This is a genomic window from Algoriphagus sp. oki45, from assembly GCF_036245605.1.
Lineage (GTDB): Bacteria > Bacteroidota > Bacteroidia > Cytophagales > Cyclobacteriaceae > Algoriphagus.
Genome location: NZ_BTPC01000004.1, coordinates 83,969 through 106,021, shown reverse-complemented (window position 1 = coordinate 106,021; position 22,053 = coordinate 83,969). Strand labels below are relative to the sequence as shown.

The 22,053-nt window shown below is 45.3% G+C and carries 11 protein-coding genes; 9 read left to right on the top strand and 2 right to left on the bottom strand.

Going from position 1 to position 22,053, the window contains the following annotated elements; genetic code table 11:
• Positions 1-1,008: 1,008 nt before the first annotated feature.
• The 3 genes from AAA942_RS16480 to AAA942_RS16470 all read left to right on the top strand — a co-directional run bounded on the left by AAA942_RS16480 (position 1,009) and on the right by AAA942_RS16470 (position 13,753).
• A complete protein-coding gene (locus tag AAA942_RS16480; protein WP_338221395.1) occupies positions 1,009-11,109 on the top strand; it encodes an FG-GAP-like repeat-containing protein in 10,101 nt (3,366 codons plus the stop codon).
• Positions 11,110-11,175: 66 nt separating this feature from the next.
• A complete protein-coding gene (locus AAA942_RS16475) occupies positions 11,176-12,144 on the top strand; it encodes a PorP/SprF family type IX secretion system membrane protein (RefSeq protein WP_338221394.1) in 969 nt (322 codons plus the stop codon).
• 439 nt (positions 12,145-12,583) lie between these two features.
• Positions 12,584-13,753 (top strand): glycosyltransferase, encoded by a 1,170-nt coding sequence (locus tag AAA942_RS16470; RefSeq protein WP_338221393.1) that lies wholly within the window; start codon positions 12,584-12,586, stop codon positions 13,751-13,753.
• Between the two features lie 188 nt (positions 13,754-13,941).
• Here AAA942_RS16470 and AAA942_RS16465 read toward each other — a convergent pair whose 3' ends face one another.
• Positions 13,942-14,922, bottom strand: a complete 981-nt coding sequence (locus tag AAA942_RS16465; RefSeq protein ID WP_338221392.1) for a polysaccharide deacetylase family protein — start codon at positions 14,920-14,922, stop codon at positions 13,942-13,944.
• A 176-nt stretch (positions 14,923-15,098) separates the two neighbouring features.
• A complete protein-coding gene (locus tag AAA942_RS16460) occupies positions 15,099-16,034 on the bottom strand; it encodes a GNAT family N-acetyltransferase (RefSeq protein ID WP_338221391.1) in 936 nt (311 codons plus the stop codon).
• Between the two features lie 243 nt (positions 16,035-16,277).
• Here AAA942_RS16460 and AAA942_RS16455 point away from each other — a divergent pair, with 243 nt between their 5' ends.
• From AAA942_RS16455 to AAA942_RS16430, 6 genes are all read left to right on the top strand, one after another.
• Positions 16,278-17,105, top strand: coding sequence for a polysaccharide biosynthesis/export family protein (locus AAA942_RS16455; RefSeq protein ID WP_338221390.1), 828 nt, complete (start codon positions 16,278-16,280; stop codon positions 17,103-17,105).
• Between the two features lie 3 nt (positions 17,106-17,108).
• Positions 17,109-19,571, top strand: coding sequence for a GumC family protein (locus tag AAA942_RS16450; protein WP_338221389.1), 2,463 nt, complete (start codon positions 17,109-17,111; stop codon positions 19,569-19,571).
• Between the two features lie 53 nt (positions 19,572-19,624).
• Positions 19,625-20,350 carry a 3-deoxy-manno-octulosonate cytidylyltransferase gene (kdsB, locus tag AAA942_RS16445; protein WP_338221388.1) on the top strand — a complete coding sequence of 242 codons (726 nt, stop codon included), beginning with the start codon at positions 19,625-19,627 and terminating at the stop codon, positions 20,348-20,350.
• 4 nt (positions 20,351-20,354) lie between these two features.
• Positions 20,355-20,774 (top strand): VOC family protein, encoded by a 420-nt coding sequence (locus tag AAA942_RS16440; RefSeq protein WP_338221387.1) that lies wholly within the window; start codon positions 20,355-20,357, stop codon positions 20,772-20,774.
• 56 nt (positions 20,775-20,830) lie between these two features.
• Positions 20,831-21,112 carry a GNAT family N-acetyltransferase gene (locus AAA942_RS16435; protein ID WP_338221386.1) on the top strand — a complete coding sequence of 94 codons (282 nt, stop codon included), beginning with the start codon at positions 20,831-20,833 and terminating at the stop codon, positions 21,110-21,112.
• A gap of 271 nt (positions 21,113-21,383) precedes the next feature.
• Entirely contained in the window at positions 21,384-21,794 is a 411-nt protein-coding gene (locus tag AAA942_RS16430) for a GNAT family N-acetyltransferase (RefSeq protein ID WP_338221385.1), read from the top strand.
• Positions 21,795-22,053: the final 259 nt, after the last annotated feature.

Below are 22,053 nucleotides of genomic sequence, written 5' to 3'. Positions count from 1 at the left end.
GCAATCCCGAACCAATATCATAAGGTCCCGATGCTTCGGGATGCAATCCCGAACTCCTATCCAAAATCCCAATGCTTCGGGATGCAATCCCAATCCTTGATGCATGCTCATTCACCTGTGTCTCTTGCGCTGGCACATACTTTTCTTTTCCAAATTATGATCCTACGCCAGCGCTGGGGAAAATGATTGACTTTTTTACCCGGGGTTGAAACCCCGGGCTACAAATATTTGACCTCCGCCACGGCGGACAAGCATTACAGGGGCATTCCCCTTGCAGCCTTTATTGGCGCAAGTCCGCCTATCGGACTGACAGGTCTCCTGACCTACCTGTGTGCACCAGGCAGGCTTGTGCCTCCTTTTCCTAAACCAAACACCACCCATCCCGAGGATCTACCGTGTCCAACTCCTCTCCGCCACGGCGGAGGGGTAGGGAGGGTAAAAAATTGCTGTCTAGAATTCGAAATCCCAAACTTGATCCTTCGATTGTGGTCAATTATCAGCCACAATTACTCAGATAATTTCATTTCATGACATAATTGCGGATAATCACCCATTCTCCAAATAAAATCTTTCAATTTTAATTCTTTCATATAAAAAAAATGCATATCATTAGTAATTGATTTTCAGGAGTGAAGGATCAAATTTTTCTAATTTTTGGAAAGATGCTCATGACATTGCCATTAAGAAAAAATCGGTTTTTGGTAACTAAACTGATTGTTTATTTTTAGTAGTTTCTAGTTGTTTTGTTCTTTTACGAAATAAATCGCCTAATTTCCTGGTTCAATAATTTTTATTTTTCATTAGTAAGAAATGAAAATCATTTTCATCAGCGTCAAGAAAATCAAAAGGCGTAATTAAATCAGATTTAAATTTCCTCTAAATGCATTCAAGAGTTTTCCCATCGACCAATTTATTAGCCAATAGTTTATGCGTCAAAGCCATTTTATTTCCTCACTGCTAGCTTTTTTCTTTTTTGTAGTTTCACATACCGGTATTTTTAGTCAAACCTTGGGGACATATAGCCCCACAACGGTCACTTCAGGTGCCAATATCAGCATTACCCCTTCGGTTGCACCCACTAATACAACACGACTTGTTGCATATACCGACACCAATTTTACGGGCTTACTCTCTGCAGACCCTGTCACAGGTGTAATCTCTCTGACCAATGCCAAGCAGGCAGGTTCCTATACGGTCACAGTCCAGGCAACTTCCAGTGGGGGAGCTACCGCGACTACCACCTTTGAATTGACTATTACTGATCCCGTCATAAATTCAGGGGCCTTCGGGGCAAAATTCGATTTCGGGACTGGTTCAAGTCCTTCCTCTATTTCATTAGGTGATTTTAATAGAGATGGGAACCAGGATCTTGTGGTGACAAACGGTGCCGCCAGTACAGTAAGCATCCTTTTAGGCGATGGAGTGGGTGGTTTCGGAGCCAAAACCGATTTCGGGACTGGCCAATTTCCAGGCTCCGTCTCGGTAGGTGATTTCAATGGAGATGGGAATCAGGATCTTGTGGTGTCTAACGAGGGTCCAAATACTGTAAGTGTCTTTTTAGGCGATGGAAATGGGGGTTTCGGAGCCAATACCGATTTCGGTACTGGCTTAAGACCAATCTCCCTATCGTTAGGTGATTTTAATGGAGATGGGAATCAGGACCTTGTGGTCGCTAACTTTGGTTCCAATACTGTTAGCATTCTTTTAGGCAACGGAGCAGGTGGCTTCGGAGCCAAAACCGATTTTGCAACTGGGACAAACCCTTACTCTGTATTGGTAGGTGATTTTAATGGGGATGGGAATCAAGATCTTGCGGTGTCAAATGGTACTTCTGACACAGTCAGCATCCTTTTAGGCAACGGGTCAGGAAGCTTTGGAGCCAAAACCGATTTCGGTACTGGCTTAAGACCACTGTCTTTAGCAGTAGGTGATTTTAATGGAGATGGGAATCAGGACCTTGCGGTGGCTAATGAGGGTGTGAATTCATTAAGCATCTTTTTAGGCAATGGGGCAGGTAGCTTCGGAGTAAAAACTGATTTTGTGACTGGTCAAGGTCCACGATCGGTATCAGTAGGTGATTTCAATGGAGATGGAAATCAGGACCTTACAGTGGCTAATAGTTTGTCTAATACTGTGAGCATTCATTTAGGTGATGGAGTGGGTGGTTTCGGAGTCAAAACCGATTATGGGACTGGCGAATTTCCACTAGCTGTTTCGGTGGGTGATTTCAATGGAGATGGGAAACAGAACCTTGCTGTGGCTAATGTATCTTCCAATTCGGTAAGCATTTTCTTGGGTCCATCCGCGCTTCCGACTTTTGGGAACTATGCTCCCCTAAGTATGGTCACCGGGGAAAACAAAACCCTGACTCCTTCAGCAGCACCGACTAACGTAATATCTATCACCGCCTATACCAGCGGTCCAAATGCCACCAATTTTTCGGGTACGCTTACCGTGGATCCCAATACCGGAGTAGTGTCAGTGATTAATGCCAAGCAAGCTGGCACGTATACTGTAACAATCCAAGCTACGAACAGGGATGGCCTTACGGCGACCACCATCTTTGATCTGACCATTACTAATCCCATCCTAAATTCAGGTACCTTCGGAGCGAAAACCGATTTCGGAACTGGTTCAATTCCAAACTCTGTATCAATAGGTGATTTCAATGGAGATGGGAATCAGGACCTGGCGGTGGCTAACAGTGGATCAAATAACTTAAGCATCCTTTTAGGCAACGGAGAGGGTGGTTTTGGAGCAAAGATGGATTTCGAAACTGGGGGAACGCCAGTCTCCGTATCGGTAGGCGATTTCAATGGAGATGGGAAACAGGACCTTGCGGCGGCCAACTTATTCTCTAATAATGTAAGCATCCTTTTAGGAATCGGAAATGGTGATTTTGGAGTAAAAATGGATTATGGGACTGGATTAACACCACAATTCGTCTCGGTAGGTGATTTCAATAAAGATGGGAATCAGGACCTAGCGGTGGCTAATTCATCCCCCAGTACAGTAAGTATTCTTTTGGGGGACGGAGCGGGTGGTTTCGGAGCCAAAGCCGATTTCGATACTGGCCTAAGACCACAATCTTTAGCGATTGGGGATTTCAACGGAGATGGAAATCAGGACCTTGTGGTGGCAAACTTTGATTCCAATACTGTAAGCATTCTTCTTGGCAACGGAGTGGGTGGTTTCGGGGCTAAATCTGATTTCGGAACTGGAACCAATCCATTTTTCCTATCGGTAGGTGATTTCAATGGAGATGGGAACCAGGACCTTGCAGTGGCTAATCTGGGTGTCAATTCATTAAGCATCTTTTTAGGCGACGGAGGGGGTGGTTTCGGAGCCAAAACGGATTTTGGAACTGGATCAGATCCACGATCAGTATCAGTAGGCGATTTCAATGGAGATGGGAATCAGGACCTTGCGGTGGCAAATGAGGGTTCCAATAATGTAAGCATCTTTTTAGGCGATGGAAATGGTCTTTTCGGAGCCAAAACCGATTTCGAAACTGGCTTTGCACCAAGATCCGTATCTGTAGGAGATTTCAATGAAGACGGGAAGCTGGACCTAGCGGTGGTTAATTTTGATCCCAATGCGGTAAGCATTCTATTGGGTCCGGCTGAGCCCCCGAACTTAGGAATTTATGCACCACTTAGTTTGGTCACCGGGGAAAACAAAACCCTTACCCCATCGGAAGCACCGACTAACGCAACATCCATCACCGCCTATACCAGCGGTCCGAATGCCACCAATTTTTCCGGTACGCTTACTGTGGATCCTGCCACCGGAGTAGTTTCGGTGACCAATGCCAAACAGGCTGGCACCTATATCATCACAGTCCAGGCTACAAACAGGGATGGCGTTAAAGCTACCACCACCTTTGATCTGACCATTACTGATCCCGTCATTAGCGCAGGGTTTTTCAGGAGCAAAACCGATTTTGGGACTGGTTTTATTCCTTCCTCCGTTTCATTAGGCGATTTTAATAGAGATGGGAACCAGGATCTTGTAGTGACAAACGGTACCGCCCATACAGTAAGCATTCTTTTAGGCGATGGAATAGGGGGTTTCGGGGCCAAAACCGATTTCGGGACTGGCCTATTCCCATTATCCGTCTCAGTCGGTGATTTCAATGGAGATGGGAATCAAGACCTTGTAATACCTAACGTTAACTCTAATACTATAAGCATTCTTTTAGGCGACGGGGCAGGTAGCTTCGGAGCCAAAACCGATTTTGCAACTGGTAGAAACCCTTACTCTGTATCGGTAGGTGATTTCAATGGAGATGGCGATCAGGACCTTGCTGTAGCTAACCTTGCTTCTAATACTGTAAGCATCCTTTTAGGAGATGGAGCTGGTAGTTTCGGTTCAAAAACGGATTTTGGCGCTGGCCTAGCACCTGTATCCGTTTCTCAAGGGGATTTCAACGGAGATGGGAATCAGGACCTTGCGGTAGCGAATGAGGGGATGAATTCATTAAGCATCTTTTTAGGCAACGGGGCAGGTAGCTTCGGAGTAAAAACTGATTTTGTGACTGGTCAAGGTCCACGATCTGTATCGATAGGTGATTTCAATGGAGATGGGAATCAAGACCTTGCGGTGGTAAATCAGGTTTCCAATAATGTTAGCATCTTTTTAGGAGATGGATTAGGTGGCTTTGGAGTCAAAACCGATTTCGAAACTGGTTTAAGACCTAACTCTATATCGGTAGGTGACTTCAATGGAGACGGGAATCAGGATCTTTCGGTTACGAACTTTAGATCTAATTCGGCAAGTATTCTTTTAGGCGATGGAGCTGGTGGTTTTGGAACTAAAACTGATTTCGGAACCGGAACAAATCCTTCTGACCTATCAGTAGGAGATTTCAATGAAGATGGGAAGCTGGACCTTGCGGTGGCTAACCAAAACTCCAATACGGTAAGCATTCTATTGGGTATAGATACTCCCACTTTAGGAACCTACGGCCCCCTCAATATGGTCACCGGGGAAAATATAACGCTGAACCCATCAGCAGCACCGACTAATGCAACATCCATTACCGCATATACCAGCGGTCCGAATGCCACCAATTTTTCCGGTACGCTTACGGTGGATCCTGCCACCGGTATAGTTTCAGTGACTAATGCCAAACAGGCTGGTACCTATACCGTCACAGTCCAGGCCACAAACAGTGGAATAACTTTCGCTACTTCTACCTTCGCGCTCACAATTTCGGACCCAATTAGTAGTGTAGGGGCCTTCGTATCCAAAACTGATTTCGAGACTGGCTCATTACCAGTCTCAGTATCGGTAGGTGATTTCAATGGAGATGGGAATCAGGACCTTGCGATTGTGAACGAATCCTCCAATACGGTCAGCATACTTTTAGGAAATGGAGCGGGTGGTTTCGGAGCCAAGACCGATTTTGGTACTGGTTTAAGACCAATCTCCGTATCGATAGGTGATTTCAATGGAGATGGAAATCAAGACCTTGCGGTAACAAATTCTTTATCAAATACTGTAAGCATCCTTTTAGGCGATGGAGCGGGTGGTTTCGGAGCCAAAACGGATTTTTTAACTGGTTTTAGTCCATTTTCCTTATCGGTAGGCGATTTCAATGGAGATGGGAATCAGGACCTTGCAGTGATAAATCAAGTATCTGATAGTCTTAGCATCCTATTAGGCGACGGAGTGGGTGGTTTCGGAGCCAAAACCGATTTCGGGACAGGCTTATTGCCACGATCCGTATTAGTAGGTGATTTCAATGGCGATGGGAATCAGGACCTTGTGGTGGCAAATTTTGACTCCGATAACGTAAGTATCCTTTTGGGGGACGGAACAGGAAGTTTCGGAGCCAAAACCGATTTCGGAGCTGGGACAAATCCAAACTTCGTTTCGGTAGGTGATTTCAATGGAGATGGGAAGCAAGATCTTGTGGTGGCCAACATATTCTTCGATAGCGTAGGCATCCTATTAGGCGACGGAGCAGGAGGTTTTGGTGCCAAAACTGATTTTGTAACCGGTTCAAGGCCTAACTCTATATCGGTAGGCGATTTCAATGGAGATGGAAATCAGGATCTTGCTCTGGCTAGTCTTGGTTCTGCTTCAGTCAGCATCCTTTTGGGCGACGGAGTGGGTGGTTTCGGGACCAAAACTGATTTTGGAGCTGGGACAAATCCAGGCTTCGTATCGGTAGGAGATTTCAATGGAGATGGGATTCAGGATCTTGCAGTATCTAATAGAAATTCAAACGTTATCAGCATCCTATTGGGTGAGAATGTGCCGCCGACTTTAGGAACCTATGCCCCGCTTAGTATGGTCACTGGGGAAAACAAAACCCTGACACCCTCAGCAGCACCAACTAATGCAACCTCTATCACCGCCTATACCAGTGGTGCGAATGCCACCAATTTTTCCGGTACGCTTACCGTGGATCCAGCCACAGGTGTAGTTTCTGTGACTAATGCCAAACAGGCCGGTACGTATACTGTCACTGTCCAGGCCACGAATAGGAATGGCCTTAAGGCTAAGGCCACCTTTGATCTGACAATTACCGATCCCGTATTAAGCGCAGGGTTCTTCGGAGCCAAAACCGATTTCGAAACTGGTCCAAGTCCAGTATCCCCATCTGTAGGTGATTTCAATGGAGATGGGATTCAGGACCTTGCAGTGGCTAATTTTGCTTCAAATACAGTCAGCATCCTTCAAGGTGACGGAGGAGGTGGTTTTGGAGCCAAAACTGATTTGGTAACTGGCTTTTCTCCAGTTTCCGTATCGGTAGGTGATTTCAATGGAGATGGCAATCAGGACCTTGCAGTGAATAAATTAATCTCTGCTACTGTAAGTATCTTTTTGGGCGACGGATTGGGTGGTTTTGGAGCCAATACCGATTTCGGCACTGGTTTATTACCGGTATTCGTTTCTGTAGGAGATTTCAATGAAGATGGGAAGCTGGACCTTGTGGTGGCTAACCAAAATTCCAATACGGTAAGCATTCTTCTTGGCGACGGATTGGGTGGCTTCGGAGCAAAAACCGATTTCGAGACTGGTTCAGGTCCACAATATGTATCGGTAGGTGATTTCAATGGAGATGGTAATCAAGACCTTGCAGTTGCAAACAGTGGTTCAAATACAGTCAGCATCCTTTTAGGCGACGGACTGGGTGGTTTCGGAGCCAAAACCGATTTCGAAACAGGTTCAGTTCCCTTCTCTGTATTGGTAGGAGATTTCAATGAAGATGGCAAGCAGGACATGGTGGTGGTTAACACTAACTCCAATTCGGTAAGTATCCTTTTGGGCAATGGAGCAGGAGGTTTCGGAGCCAAAACCGATTTCGAAACTGGTTCAAATCCATATTCCATATCGGTAGGGGATTTCAATGGAGATGGGAATCAGGACATTGCGGTAGCTAACTTTTTTTCCAATACTGTAAGCATCCTTTTAGGCGACGGAGCGGGTGGTTTCGGAGCCAAAACTGATTTTGGGACTGGACAATTACCATTCTCTATATCGGTAGGTGATTTTAATGGAGATAGGAAGCAGGACCTTGTGGTGGCAAACGCAGATACCAATTTGGTAAGTATCTTTTTGGGTGTGAATACCTCACCACTCATATTTGACGATATAGTCAAGACCTATGGAGATGCAGACTTTGATCTAAATGCCACTTCGACTTCAACAGGTGCGATTACTTACTCCATCCTGCCGGGAGGAACTGGAACAGCCACCCTTTCAGGAGCCAATAACCAAACAGTCACTCTCGGGAATGCAGGAACGGTGAATATCAGAGCTTCTCAGGCAGCTGATGGATCTTTTGGAGCATCTACAAAGGATATTGTTTTGACCATCAATAAAGCTTCACTATCGGTAACTGCTTTGTCTCAATCCAAACCCTTTGGATCAGTGTTGACTTTGGACACCGACCGAGTGAGTTACTCTGGCTTTGTAAATGCTGAGGATGAGTCAGTACTTGGAGGTAGCTTGATTCTTCGCTCAGCTTCTGGAATTGCTGCTAGTACCACAGCAGCTGTGGGTACTTATGTAGATGAGATCGAGCCCAGTGGATTGACTTCTGATAATTATGAAATTATTTTTTCTCCTGGAGATTTACAGATTAGTAGGAGGGATGTAACCATCGGAGGCTTAGTGGCTAAGGACAAGATATTTGACGGAACTACCGATGCTGAAGTCGAAGATGAATTTAGCTTTACCCTTACAGATGTTGAGACGGGTACGGCCAATCTTCCGAATGGCGAGCAGATCGACGTCCTGAATGGTACCTATACTTTCGAGAATTCAGGTCCTGGAATCGATATTCTGATCAATTCAACTTTTGCACCTTTTGGCTCGAATGGTTTTATCTTATCCAATTACAATCTAATCAGTCCTATTCTTTCTGCGGATATTCTCCTTGAGACGACGATCACCTTCAATGATATAGTCAAGACCTATGGAGATGCAGATTTTGATCTAAATGCCACTTCGACTTCAACAGGTGCGATTACCTACTCCGTCTTACCTGGAGGAACTGGAACAGCCACCCTTTCAGGAGCCAATAACCAAACAGTCACTCTCGGGAATGCAGGAACGGTGAATATCCGAGCTTCTCAGGCAGCTGATGGATCTTTTGGAGCATCTACAAAGGATATTGTTTTGACCATCAATAAAGCTTCGCTATCGGTAACTGCATTGAATCAATCCAAAGCCTTTGGATCTGTGTTGAATTTGGACACTGACCGAGTGAGTTATTCTGGCTTTGTAAATGCTGAGGATGAGTCAGTACTTGGAGGTAGCTTGATTCTACGCTCAGTTTCTGGAATTTCTGCCAATACCACAGCAGCTGTGGGTACTTATGTAGATGAGATCGAGCCCAGTGGATTGACTTCTGATAATTACGAGATTAAATTTATAAATGGAGATTTAGTAGTTATTCCGGCAGAATTTGCAGGAATCACCTTTGCAGACGGAACCTTTGTCTTCGACGGCACGGCCAAGTCACTGGCTATCTCGGGTACCCTTCCGGCAGGCACTTCGGTGGCATATACGAATAACAGCCGAACCAATGTGGGCACCCAGGAAGTGACGGCCACGATCACGGGCAGCAATTATACCACACTGGTCTTGACTGCCGATCTGACGATCACCCCGGCTACGATCACGGGAATTACCTTTATGGATGGAACCTTTGTCTTCGACGGCACGGCCAAGTCCTTGGCGATCACGGGAACCCTTCCTGCAGGAACAAGTGTAGCTTATACCGACAACAGCCGAACCGATGTGGGCACCCAGGAAGTAACGGCTACGATCACGGGCAGCAATTATACCACACTGGTCTTGACTGCCGATCTGACGATCACCCCGGCCGCGATCACGGGAATTACCTTTATGGATGGAACCTTTGTCTTCGACGGCACGGCCAAGTCCTTGGCGATCACGGGAACCCTTCCTGCAGGAACAAGTGTAGCTTATACCGACAACAGCCGAACCGATGTGGGCACCCAGGAAGTGACGGCCACGATTACGGGCAGCAATTACACGCCTCTGGTTTTGACTGCTGATCTGACGATCACCCCGGCCCCGATCACGGGAATCACCTTTGCGGATGGAACCTTTGTCTTCGACGGCATGGCCAAGTCACTGGCAATCTCGGGTACCCTTCCGGCAGGAACAAGTGTAGCTTATGCCGACAACAGCCGAACTAATGTGGGCACCCAGGAAGTGACGGCCACGATCACGGGCAGCAATTATACCACACTGGTTCTGACTGCAGATCTTACAGTGACTCCGAGAACCCTCGAGGTGATTGCAGATTCAGGACAGAGCAAGGACTTCGGGGATTTGGATCCGGTATTGACCTTTACAGCTTCCAACTTTGGACAGGGAGATGATGAGAGTATACTCACAGGAACCCTGAACAGGGCACCGGGTCAGGGGGTAGGCATCTATCCGATTACCCTAGGCAGCCTCAGTGCAGGAGCAAACTACACGATCAATTTCACTCCGGCAGACTTTGAAATCGTCCGGGTGGACCGGGACGGCGACGGAGTGCCGGATGACATCGAACAGGAAGAAGGGACCAACCCTGCCGATAAGAATGACTTCCTGGACAGCGATGGGGATGGAGTTCCGGATTATGTGGAAAATGAGCAAGGAACGGATCCCAACGATCCGGATGATCAGCAAGACGGGGATGGCGACGGAGTACCTGACTTTGTGGAAAGCCAGGAAGGAACGGATCCAAATGATCCTGCCGACTTCCCGGACAGCAATGGAGACGGAGTACCGGATTACGTAGCTGAACGAGCGATTGTGAGCTTTATTGATCAAAGTACAGAAGTGGCCTGGGGAACACCGATAGCCTCGATAGCACTTCCTGCAGAAGTGGTGGCCATCACGGGAACAGGCGCTTTGGTCAACGTGGAGGTCACCTGGATCACGGACAACTACAATCCTTTCCAATCAGCCACCTACCTTCTGTCGGGTACTGTTTCGCAACTTCCTTCAGGACTGAACAATGTCTTTGGTCAGGTTCCGCTGTTCAGCATTGTGGTATTGCCTAAGCCGGCACCTTTGGATATCACGCTGAGCAATGATCGGTTTGCCGGAAGCCCTACGGAGTTCTTCATTGAGGTTGGGTCCTTCACGGTGATTGATCCGAGTGACGATGTGCACGAGATCAGTCTGGTACCGGGAGCGGCAGACAATGGATTCTTTGAAATCATTGATGGAATCCTGTTCTGGAGCAGTGCAGAAGAAGCTGCCGGACAGACCGCATTCACCGTCCGGGTGGAAGCCATGGACCGGGCCGGAAATGTGATCATCAGGGATTTTGTGATCACCCGAACCCGCAGATCCCTGGAACAGATCGAGGTGCCCAATACCTTCACTCCTAACGGGGATGGGGTCAATGACACCTGGGGAGTTCCTGATCTGCGTTACTTCAGAGGAGCACGGGTTCAGGTATTTGACCGGGGCGGACAGCGGATGTTCTACACCGAAGATCCGGACCAGAAATGGGATGGTACCTTCAATGGAAAAGAAGTGGGCGTAGGTACCTACTTCTGGGTCATTGAAGTAGAGGAAACCGGAGAGCTGCGACGCGGAGTACTCAACCTGTTAAGACAATAGCCATGATAAAGGAGATCCAAATCTTTTTGGGTTTCCTGATTTTTCCATCAAATAAAGACATCGAATATGAATCGCTACATACACAACATCTCAATCGGACTTTTTCTGATCCTGGTAATCAATTCGGCTTCGGTTCAGGCCCAATCCCGGAAATTTGTCAGTCAGTTTTCCCATTTTCAGGGCTACTTCAATCCGGCGCTGACCGGCTATGAGGGGAGCATGGTAAGAGGGTTTGTCCGCAATCAGTGGGGCGGGATAGAAGGAGCACCGAAGACCTATTTTCTGTCTGCCGAACTGGACTTTGGAGAACTTGCGGGCGAGGAGGATCCGGCATTGCTGGGCAAGAATGCCTTGTCGGTGAATCTGCTGCAGGACAACTATGGGGCATTCAGGGAAAACGAAGTCACGGTCAACTATGCAGCCAGGGTTCGCCTGACGGAGAACCACAACCTGCGATTGGGAACGGGGGTGAGCTATCAGAGTATCCGGCTGGACGGGAATGCATTGACTACCGAGGAGCTGAACGATCCGACGATCAGTCAGTATATCGGCACGTTCAGCAATACCAATGTGATCGACATCAATATCGGTATGGCCCTGACCCATGCCAACTACTACGTCTCCTACGGGATTCACCGGGTGAATGGAGGGAATATCCAAAACGGGGATGAGTTTATTGACGGATATCCTGCGGAGCAGATGATTCAGGCAGGGTTTCGGGAGGCCATTTCCAGTAATCTGGCCGTGATAGCGAATGGTTTTTTCCGGTCGAGAAAGGATCTACCGGATGTGATGGAGCTGAATCTCAAAGTTTTGATGATGGACAGGCTTTGGGTAGGAGTGGGCCACAGGTTTGACTATGCGACCAATGCACAGGTGGGCTTTTTGGCTGGGAAATTACGGTTGGGCTATGTGTATGAGTTTCCGGTGGCTACGAGCTATCTGCTGCCCGGTGGAGTCCATGAGTTTATGGTGACCTTGAATCTGTTCAGGAACTTTGAAAGGAGAAGGAGTGATGAGGTGATAATGTGGTAGGACTTTTCATCCTTGAATCGTAAGCATTTAGATCCGGAGGATCTTATGTGTGAAAGTCCCCGCAGCTCGGGTCCCGATGCTTTGAGATGCAATTCCAAACCCTTGATCTTTTCTCATTGATCCCTTTCCATTGCGCTGGCACTGAATGTTCGTTTCCAAATGGAGATCATCGGCCAGCGCTGGGTGCTTGAGAAGGCCTTTTTCCCCGGGTTGCACCCGGGGTTATTAATGGTTTGACCCTTACAGGGTCTTTCTGACTACTTCGATTACTCTCTGCTCAGGAGTTCGGGAACCGATGGTTATCGGGATTCAATTCCGAACCCTTGATCCTTACTCAATGGATTTGTGCCGATAAATCGGGATGAGAATTGTCCATTCCACCCCTTTTATTAGGTTTGTAAGCCCAATCGACCAAGACTTGTCGCCCAAAATAAAAATATTGCATCTGATCAAATCCTTAGGGAGAGGCGGGGCGGAGAAACTTATACCGGAAACTGCCCTGGTTCATGATCAAAGTCGGTTTGAGTTTCATTGTCTTTACTTTTTTCATCAGGAGCAAAACATCGTCGATGAGCTGGAATCTGCAGGGATACAGGTTCATCTTATCCCATCCGGAAATTTGGGTTTGTTCTTCCAGGTTCAAAAAGTGCGGAAGTTTATTCAGGATCAAAAGTTTGATCTCATCCACGCCCACCTACCCTGGGCAGGAATTTTGGCTCGCTTCGTGGGAAGGAAGTTATCCATTCCCATTGTTTACACTGAACACAATACCTGGGACAGATACAATAAAGTCTCGTTTTGGGGAAATCGTCTGACTTTCAAAAATCAGGATGTTGCGGTAGCTGTTTCCAATGAAGTTGCGCTTTCGATGCAATTGAATTCCATATGGGATCCTTACAAAAGAGGTGGGAGGCTAAAGGTTCGGGTGGTTCAAAATGGGGTAAATACGGAGACTTTTATTCGGTTTTGGAAAAGAGATGAGCAGGTGGCATTAGGCAGTATATCAAAGCAGAGGGAAATTGCAAGACTTAGGGAGGAATTGGGTATTTCAAAAGATTCTCCTGTTATTGGAAAAGTGGCTGTTTTCAGATCACAGAAAAGACTTTGGCTTTGGGTAGATTTGGCGGTCAGAATTGTAAAAGAACATCCTGAGACTCATTTTTTACTGGTCGGAGACGGGGAATGGAGGAATAGGATAGAGGAACAGATCGCTAAGTCAGGTTTTCAAGCCAATTTTCATTTGGTCGGGGTAAAAAAAGAAGTAATTCCCTACCTGAATCTGATGGACATTTATCTGAGTACTTCAGAATTTGAAGGTTTGCCTATAGCAATGCTTGAGGCAATGGCCTGTGAAGTACCTGTCGTGGCTACCCGTGCCGGAGGAATCGGGGAGGTCATCCAGCATGGAAAGCAGGGGTTTTTGACAGAGGTCGATGAGTGGGAAAAATTGGAAGGATACGTAATTCGATTGATTCGGGAAAAGGAATTGCATGCAGAAATGGCTTTTGAGGCCAGAAAACAGGTCATTGAAAATTTCAGCATGAAGAGGATGGTTTCCCAACTGGAGGAGATTTATTCCCAAGTATTGGAAAATGCCAAGATTAAGTGAAGTACTCGCTTGAATTTAAACACTGAGTTATTCCTTAATATGATTATCCGCAATGGCACCACAATCCAAAATTGGTTTTGAGGTCCGAAGATCGAAGCTTACTAAAACTGAACTTCAAGCGGAATTTTATTCAAAGTGTAAGGCTTACTGGTAAAAAAGCGGGTATTCATATTCCTTATTCTTAGACCTTAAGCAAAAGTTGCAGGTTTTTTTACCTTTTCTCCCATTTCCTGCATGCTTCGGGATACCATTCCATATTTTTCCTTAAGCTTCAAAAAATGAATGACGAGCTTGTTCAGTTCCAGCATGCTTTGTTTGGGGTCATTCCCAAAATTATGGGGATGCCACCAAAGGTGATAGACTTCTCCATTTTTTGCGGCAAGGTCCATTTCATTCAGAATTCGATTTAGCCTTACCGAATTGAATGCAGGATTGTTTTTTGCCAAAGGCCGTAGTATTCTGGAGGCTGGGAGGATGACTGGTTCACCATCAAATCGAAGGATTTCTTCTTCGTTGTAAGAGGATTTGGAGCCAATCGGAAAAAAACAATCCGCTGAGCGAAACAGCTTTTTGCTGAAGCTTTCATGTTGGGTTTCCTGCCAAAACCAGTTTTTGGGATTGCCTCGCACATACTCGAAACCTTCTTCCAAACATATTCCTAGATAGAGCTCATTGATGTGGTTTCTCGGGAAAACTAGGGACTTGAGGCTTATTCCGAATTTTTCTTTGGAGATTCTTTGGCTTGCCTGAAGATCCTGCCGAAACTGTTCCGGGCTTTGTCCCCTCATCAGGGTGTAGTAATGTGCATAGGAATGGGAGCCCAATTCCTGATGTGGGGTTTGAATGATTTGTTGGATCAATTCGGGAGCAAAATGAACTTCAGGCCTTAGTCCATGACTTTTGGCCCACTCGTAGGCGGAGAGTTTTTTGTCCCGATAGGAGGGGAGAAATTCAGGAGAGTAATGCTTCCATTCTTCTTCGTTTTCTGCGAAAAGCATTCCTACCGTTGCCCATGTGACCGATATTCCCATTTTGCCGAAAAGGTCAAGCATCTCGGGAATTACTCTTCTTGTATTGGCAAAGTATTCGGGTTTGTATTGAGTGCCCACTTTGTCAAAAATCCCCCATAGGAGTTCAAAATCAAGGCTTATGGTAAAAGTTCCGGTCATTCAGGTATTAAAGGTTTTGAAAAGGTAAATAAAGAATCCTATTTGTTCAAACCAAAGGCCAGTCGCAAATCTGATAGGAAGAGGGACAGGTATCCTGACTAGTACTTAACAACTGGAGCAAGTCTATTTTATTTTGCCTTATCCAACTTCCGACCATGGACTATGGTCAATGAAGCCTAAAACAACTCTAAATCCCCGAGACTCCAGGCCCAAGGCAGGGAAAGAGGGTTGATACCCTTTCCCAAATCCCGAAGTGTGATTAAAGGACCAATAGGAAGGGTGGGTGAAGAAATCAGCCTCCAACTCTCATCGCTTTTTTGGCCAGATACGCTTATCCATCTTGCCCCGCTGCTTCTCGCTATCGATTTCAATTCCTTTTGCACCTGGCTGAGCAGGCTTTTTCGATTGCGATCCACTATGAAGAAGTCACAAATCCGAAACTCCTTCCCCCAGGAATTTTTCTTTAATCTGTAGATCAGCAGGTAATTTTCTCCATCTGAGACGAAGTGATAAGGGAAAAGAGGGCAATATCTGTATCTCCAAAAAATATATCCCGGGCGGAGTCGGGTATGAACCAGATTGATTTCCGGAGATTGACTTTCCAGTTTTTCAATGATAGACCCCAAACTGTCCCAATCAGAAAAAATCAATTCATTCGCTTTTAAAAAAAAAGAATTCCAATTCAGTCCGATTTGTAGGGGTAGTCGGTTCCACTTTTCCCAGCCCATTTTGAGGTAACCGGGTGTACTTTTTTTATTTGGAGTATTGAAAATCAAATCGACCCCCTCTTTTTTAATTTCTTCAATTAGTTGAAGAGTGAGGGTAGTGAAAATGCCTTTCCCTTGAAAATCAGGATGTACAGCAGTGTCTACTGCTCTGCAGGCTGAAATCGTTTTACTCTTGTATTGATATTCCCACTTTAAAAATGCGCGAATCCCCACCAATTGTCCCCCTTCCTCTGCCAAAAGTATTGGGGAGGCCCCAAAGGGATTGTTTTCGTGCTTCCATTGCCATAGTTCGGCTGATTTGGGTATGAGGCTTTCTCCCAAACTGATCCTGAGTAAGTCGATGATTCCGGGAAGATCTTCAGGAGTGCCTTTTCGGATTTGCATGAAACGAATATACCTTTAATGGTTTATTTTTTGGTTGATTATACCATGTAGAGCTGGAAATATTGAATCGATCCTCTACAGGAAATGGCGCTATAATTTTAAAGAAATGAAATGAAAATCCTGATTTTCAGTAATAAAGATGTGTTCAGAAAGAAATGAGCCGAGCTTCACATAAATTGCACTTGCTTACCCTTGCGGATTATCAGATTTACATATCTTTGATAGATTGATCAGTCGTATTGCATGAAGCATCTTTCATTTTTGATTCTCCTCGCCGCCTTGGTGAGTTCCTGTATTAGTAACAAACGAATCACCTACTTACAAAACCTCTCAGACAGTACAGCCATTGATTTGGATGAGTTCATTCCGTTTGCTGAGGTGGACTATGAATACATTCTTCAGCCTTTTGATATTGTACAGATAGATTTTGCCAGTTCTGACCCCACCTTGGTGGAGGGGTTTTCTTTTCAAAACAATGGAAATAATATGGGAGGAATGCGAATGGCCGGCGGCGGCGGAGGAGGTCAGGGAAGCGATCCCTTGTATATGACAGGGTACTCCATTGACAAGGAAGGCATGGTGGATATTCCTAGATTAGGAAAGATCAAGATTGCAGGAATGACCGAGGAAGAGGCAAAGAATGTGGTACAGGAGGCGATCAATGCTTATTTCAAGGATGACGTCTATGTTCGGCTACGAATCGCCGGGATTCGGTATACCACTTTAGGTGAATTCAACAGTGTTGGGGTTCAGATTATCTTCAAAAACAGAGCGACGCTATTCGATGCCCTGGCCAATGCGGGTGAAACCACCCTTTTAGGAAAGAAAAACAAGCTCTTTTTGATCAGGCAGTATGATGGAGGTACCAAAATCCATCAGATCAACCTGAATGACAGAGCCTTGCTAGGTAGTCCTTGGTATTTCATTCAGCCCAATGATATCCTCTATCTGGAGCCTATGAAAATCAGGCAGATCGGAACTGCGGACAATCTGACTGCATCTTTGGCTCTATTTGGAGGGATTTTAGCCTCTGTCCTATTAATTTTAAACTTGGTAACAGGGAATCTCTAAACGATGGAAAAGCTCGATCTGAGTCAGTTGGATAATGAGGAGAAAGCGCTGGAGATCCGGTATGTGGTCGCCAAATACATCCGTTTTTGGCCTTGGTATGTCCTTTTTATCATCCTGTTTGTAACAGGTACTTATATTTTTCACCGATATACAGTAGATGAATTTGAGGTCACCGGCTCCTTGGTCATCAAAAACAACAGTACCCCTGAAGCCCGAATTCTCGATCGATCCAATATTTTCAATTCCGGGATCAATCTGGAAAATGACATTCTCCGACTCAGATCAAAAAATCTGGCCAAGGAAGCCCTGAAAAAACTTCACTTTGACGTGGAGTATTTTGCCAAAACCAATATCAAAGACATCGAGCTCTACGACCGCTCTCCCATCCGAGTAGAGGTAGATTGGGATCATCTTCAGGTGACTGATGCGCCTGTGGAGTTGGAGATTCTTTCGAATGAGACTTTCAGACTCAGGCAGGTCGTTGGGGGATTTATGGACTTCAATCGAGTCCAGGCCGCAGGAGACGAATCCGTTTTTGACAAAACATACACATTTGGAGAGACCATAGAGACTGCCCGATCTAAGTTTAGGGTCCTTTTGGTTAACCCGGGTAGAATTGGAGATCAGGTGATTTTCCGGTTGGTAAATCCATCGGCCCTCGAGGACCAGTTGGCTAAATCTATCCAAGTCAATACCGTAAATGAATATTCCTCGGTTTTGCGTATTAGCACCACGACCAAAGTGGTTGAGAAAGGCAGAGATTACATCAATGCGCTGATGCAGGCGTATATCGAATACGACCTTAACGAGAAAAATAAGATCCAAGAAAACTCCATAGACTTCATTGATGAGCAACTGGGATATTTGGAAGATTCCATGAAATCCAAACAGCGGGAATTGCTTCGATTTAAGGTAGACAATAAGTTGTTGGACGTTTCTGCAGAGTTTTCCAGCATTCTGGGAAAAATCAACGATCTCGATGAACGAAGTGCACAGCTTGATTATCAGTTGAGGTATTTTGAGGAGATCCGTGACTACATGGAGCAAAAAAGCAAAGACTACTCCGATGTAATTGCCCCTTCAGTAATCGGGGTTCCAGATCCCCTTCTTAATGGATTGATTCAGAGTTTGGTGACGCTTTCTCAGGACAGAAGAAAACTGCTGGCGACTGTAAACGAAAACCATCCCGAAGTGCTCAAAATCGATGTGCAGATGGAGAAGGTTCAGGATGCTCTCTTCGAAAACGTGGTCAATCTCATTGAAAACACCAAAAAACAGAGGAATTCCCTCATGGCTGAGATCAGGACTTATGATTCTCAGTTTGCCACTTTACCGGAATCGGAGTCTGAATACACGGATATTTTCCGAGAGTATCAGTTGAGAGAGAATATTTTTACTTATCTCCTGGAGAAAAGAGTGGAAGCTGGCATTGCCCGAGCTGCCAACGTATCAGACAATGCCATTTTGGATTTGGCAAAGCAAGGCACCTTAGTTTTTCCCAAGAAAACTCAAAACTATGGTCTCGCTGTGGCTTTGGGATTTCTTCTTCCTTTTGGATTTATCGTGTTGCGGGAGATGTTTGATGACAGCATCAAGGATCAGCGTGACCTGAAAAAGCATTTCATGATTCCTCAATTAGGGGTCATTGGCTACAGCACCAAAGAAACCAACAAGGTAGTGCTGGAGCATCCCAAGTCCGCAGTTGCAGAATCATTCCGATCGCTTAGATCTGCGATTACCTATTTGGCTTCAGGGAAAAATACAAAGAAGATTTTGGTGACTTCTTCAGTGTCAGGGGAGGGAAAGACCTTTACCTCGCTTAATTTGGCTTCAGCTATGGCCTTAGGTTCAAAGAAGACGGTGGTAGTCGGGGCTGACTTGAGAAGACCAAAATTGGCATCCTATTTCAATCACACAGAAAAAGTTGGGCTTTCTACTTTCCTGATCGGAAAAGTGGCAGCAGAGGATATTATTTTCCCGTCTCAGCATCAGAATCTCTACTTTGTCCCTTCCGGTGTGATTCCGCCCAATCCTGCCGAATTGCTTCAGACGCCCAAGCTGAAGGAGTTTTTAAATTTCCTTGAGGAGCGCTTTGATATTGTGGTATTTGATACGCCACCCATGGGATTGGTTTCTGAGACGATCGATTTGATGCGCTTATTTGATATCAATCTTTATGTAGTAAGGCAAAACTACACCATAAAAGATCACCTGGTTATGATTAATGACCTCTTCAATAATAAACAAGTCACTAGTGTATATGGGGTCTTCAATGGCATCCTCAATTCAGGATACCATTATGAAGGCTACAACTATGGATATGGAAATACCTACCTCTATTCCCAAAACAATAAGTATATGTACAATTACTATGGGGATGACTTGGAAACCAAACGGAAGAAAATCAAAAAGGCAAAGAAATTTGAACCTTGGAAGGCAATCAAAAATGCCTTCAGGATCAAGTAGAAATCGAATCCGAAATCCAAAGCTATTGGATGTTGCGTAAACCTTAAAAAAAATTGAAAACCGCCGTTCTTATCCCTGCCAGATACTCCTCAACCCGACTTCCTGCCAAATTGGTTCAGGATTTAGGCGGCATTTCTGTGATTCAGCGAACCTACCTCAGCACTTTGGCCACTGGTGTTTGTGATGAAGTCTGGGTGGTCACTGACCACGAGCAGATTCGCGATCAGATTATGGAACTGGGAGGAAAAGTCTATTTCAGCTTCAAAAAGCATGAAAGTGGTTCGGACCGGATTGCTGAAGCGCTCGAAGTGGTCGATGCCGACTTGATAGTGAACGTTCAGGGGGATGAGCCTTTCCAGGATGGAGAGTCACTGAAAAATCTTGTCAAAGCTTTCGAACGCCCCAAAGTGAAAATGGCGAGCCTGATGTGCCGGATTTCTGAGGACGAGTCTTACAATCCAAACACCGTCAAAGTGGTAGTGGATGAAAAAAGCAATGCTATTTACTTTTCCCGCTCACCGATCCCTTTTAATAGAGAGAAGAAAGAAGATATAGTCTATTGGAAGCATATCGGGGTGTATGCCTACACCAGAGAGCTGTTATTGGAATTTACTTCCTGGCCAAAAGGAAGACTTGAGCAGATAGAAATGCTGGAGCAACTCAGATTGGTGGAGAGAGGGGTCAAAATTAAAATGGTCGAGACCAATCATCAGTCCATTTCCATCGACACTCAAGAAGACCTGAACCGTGCGAGAAATTTCATAAAAAGTATTTTTTAACCCCATGAAAAAGAAGGTAACAGGAATTGGAGGCATATTTTTTAAAGTGAAGGACCCCGACGCCACCAAAGCTTGGTACCAACAGCATTTGGGATTGAATACCGATCGGTATGGGACTGCTTTTGAATGGAGATCTTCGGCTAATCCGCAACAGAAAGGTTTTACGCAATGGTCTCCTATGAATTCCGATACCCAGTATTTTAAGCCGTCAGAAAAGGATTTTATGATCAATTACCGTGTGGAAAATCTGGAAGAATTGGTAGTTGAGCTTAAAGCGGCTGGGGTACAGGTTTTAGACGAAATAGAGACTTTTGAATACGGGAAATTTGTCCATATCCTCGATCCGGATGGACATGCCATAGAACTCTGGGAACCCATTGACGATGCCTACGATGGATTGGTCGAGGGAAGAACCCAAACCTGATATTGCGTGTTGTTTGGTTCTGAATTACTCATTTTTAACTTTTAACTCACATCATAATGGAAATAAAACATCAATCAGACGGCAGAAGAGGAAGCTTTTATCTGGAAGTGGAGGGATCGAAAAAGGCCGAAATGGTCTATGTCATGGCGGGGCCTAAAAAAATGATCATTGAGCATACCGAAGTGGATGAGGACCTTAAAGGTAAGGGAGTGGGCCTTCAGTTGCTGAAGAAACTGGTGGATTGGGTCAGAGAAGAGGAAATCAAGGTAATTCCGCTTTGCCCCTTTGCCAAGGCTACTTTTGCCCGACATGTAGAGCTCCGTGATGTGCTCAATTAAGGAAAGTCAGAAAAAGTAAAAGAAGAATTGCAATTAGGGTTACAATAGAGCCCACCCAAAGCTGAACTTTTCTTCTTTTTTCCCTTAGGGATTGGAGGTAGGAAATAGACTCTGTTAAAGCCGATTCTTCACCGTCTTTTCTTTCTAAAAATACCCTTGGCCTGCTGGATTTGGACCTGATTTTTCCCAATTTATGGTTGTCTTCAAAAGACTGCCGGCCTTGTCGGCTAAATCCTATTCCTCCTGTCATATTCTAAACTAATAATTTTTCATGATAAAAATTCAAACCGAACCCCTAATTTCTCTTGAAGAATACCAATGGATTCTTAAAGATTCCGGTTTGGGTAAAAGAAGGCCAATGGATGATCCTGGCCTACTTCAGAAAATGATATCGGGCTCCAATTTGATTGTAACAGCAAGAAAAAATGGAGAATTGGTTGGATTTTTACGTGGACTTACAGACCATTGCTATCGTTGTTTTATCGCTGATTTGGCTGTAGCCAAAGCCTACCAAAGGCAAGGCCTAGGGAAAAAGCTATTGGTTTTTACCAGAGATTTAGCTCCAGAGGCTCGCTTGATTTTATTTTCTGCAGAGGATGCCGTCCCCTTTTATGAAAAACTCGGATTTCATCTTCATGAGCGATGCTATCAGTTGAAGGCAGGGGAGGAGTTTTATAAGTAAGAAGGTGGTAAAGTTGAAAAGTGGAAAAGTTAAGCTACAAAAATGGAGGTGACCCCTGAAAATATCCAATACCTAAAAACGAAAAAAAATCCGGTAATTCCCGTCATAGCGCCTGTCCGCCGTGTCGGGAGGAGCTATTTGGATAGTAATTCTTCACGATTATCTGGAAACGACAAAGCTATCTTGATTAAAGTCTGGCGAAAGTGATTGGAAGTTTAGAAATCTAATGTCTTGTATCCAGAGTCTTGTGTCTTAAGTC

Coding starts and splice junctions, on each gene's coding strand:
- AAA942_RS16450 (WP_338221389.1), top strand. CDS start 17,109: ATGGAAAAGCTCGATCTGAGTCAGTTGGATAATGAGGAGAAAGCGCTG.
- AAA942_RS16475 (WP_338221394.1), top strand. CDS start 11,176: ATGAATCGCTACATACACAACATCTCAATCGGACTTTTTCTGATCCTG.
- AAA942_RS16440 (WP_338221387.1), top strand. CDS start 20,355: ATGAAAAAGAAGGTAACAGGAATTGGAGGCATATTTTTTAAAGTGAAG.
- AAA942_RS16465 (WP_338221392.1), bottom strand. CDS start 14,922: ATGACCGGAACTTTTACCATAAGCCTTGATTTTGAACTCCTATGGGGG.
- AAA942_RS16455 (WP_338221390.1), top strand. CDS start 16,278: ATGAAGCATCTTTCATTTTTGATTCTCCTCGCCGCCTTGGTGAGTTCC.
- AAA942_RS16435 (WP_338221386.1), top strand. CDS start 20,831: ATGGAAATAAAACATCAATCAGACGGCAGAAGAGGAAGCTTTTATCTG.
- AAA942_RS16460 (WP_338221391.1), bottom strand. CDS start 16,034: ATGCAAATCCGAAAAGGCACTCCTGAAGATCTTCCCGGAATCATCGAC.
- AAA942_RS16430 (WP_338221385.1), top strand. CDS start 21,384: ATGATAAAAATTCAAACCGAACCCCTAATTTCTCTTGAAGAATACCAA.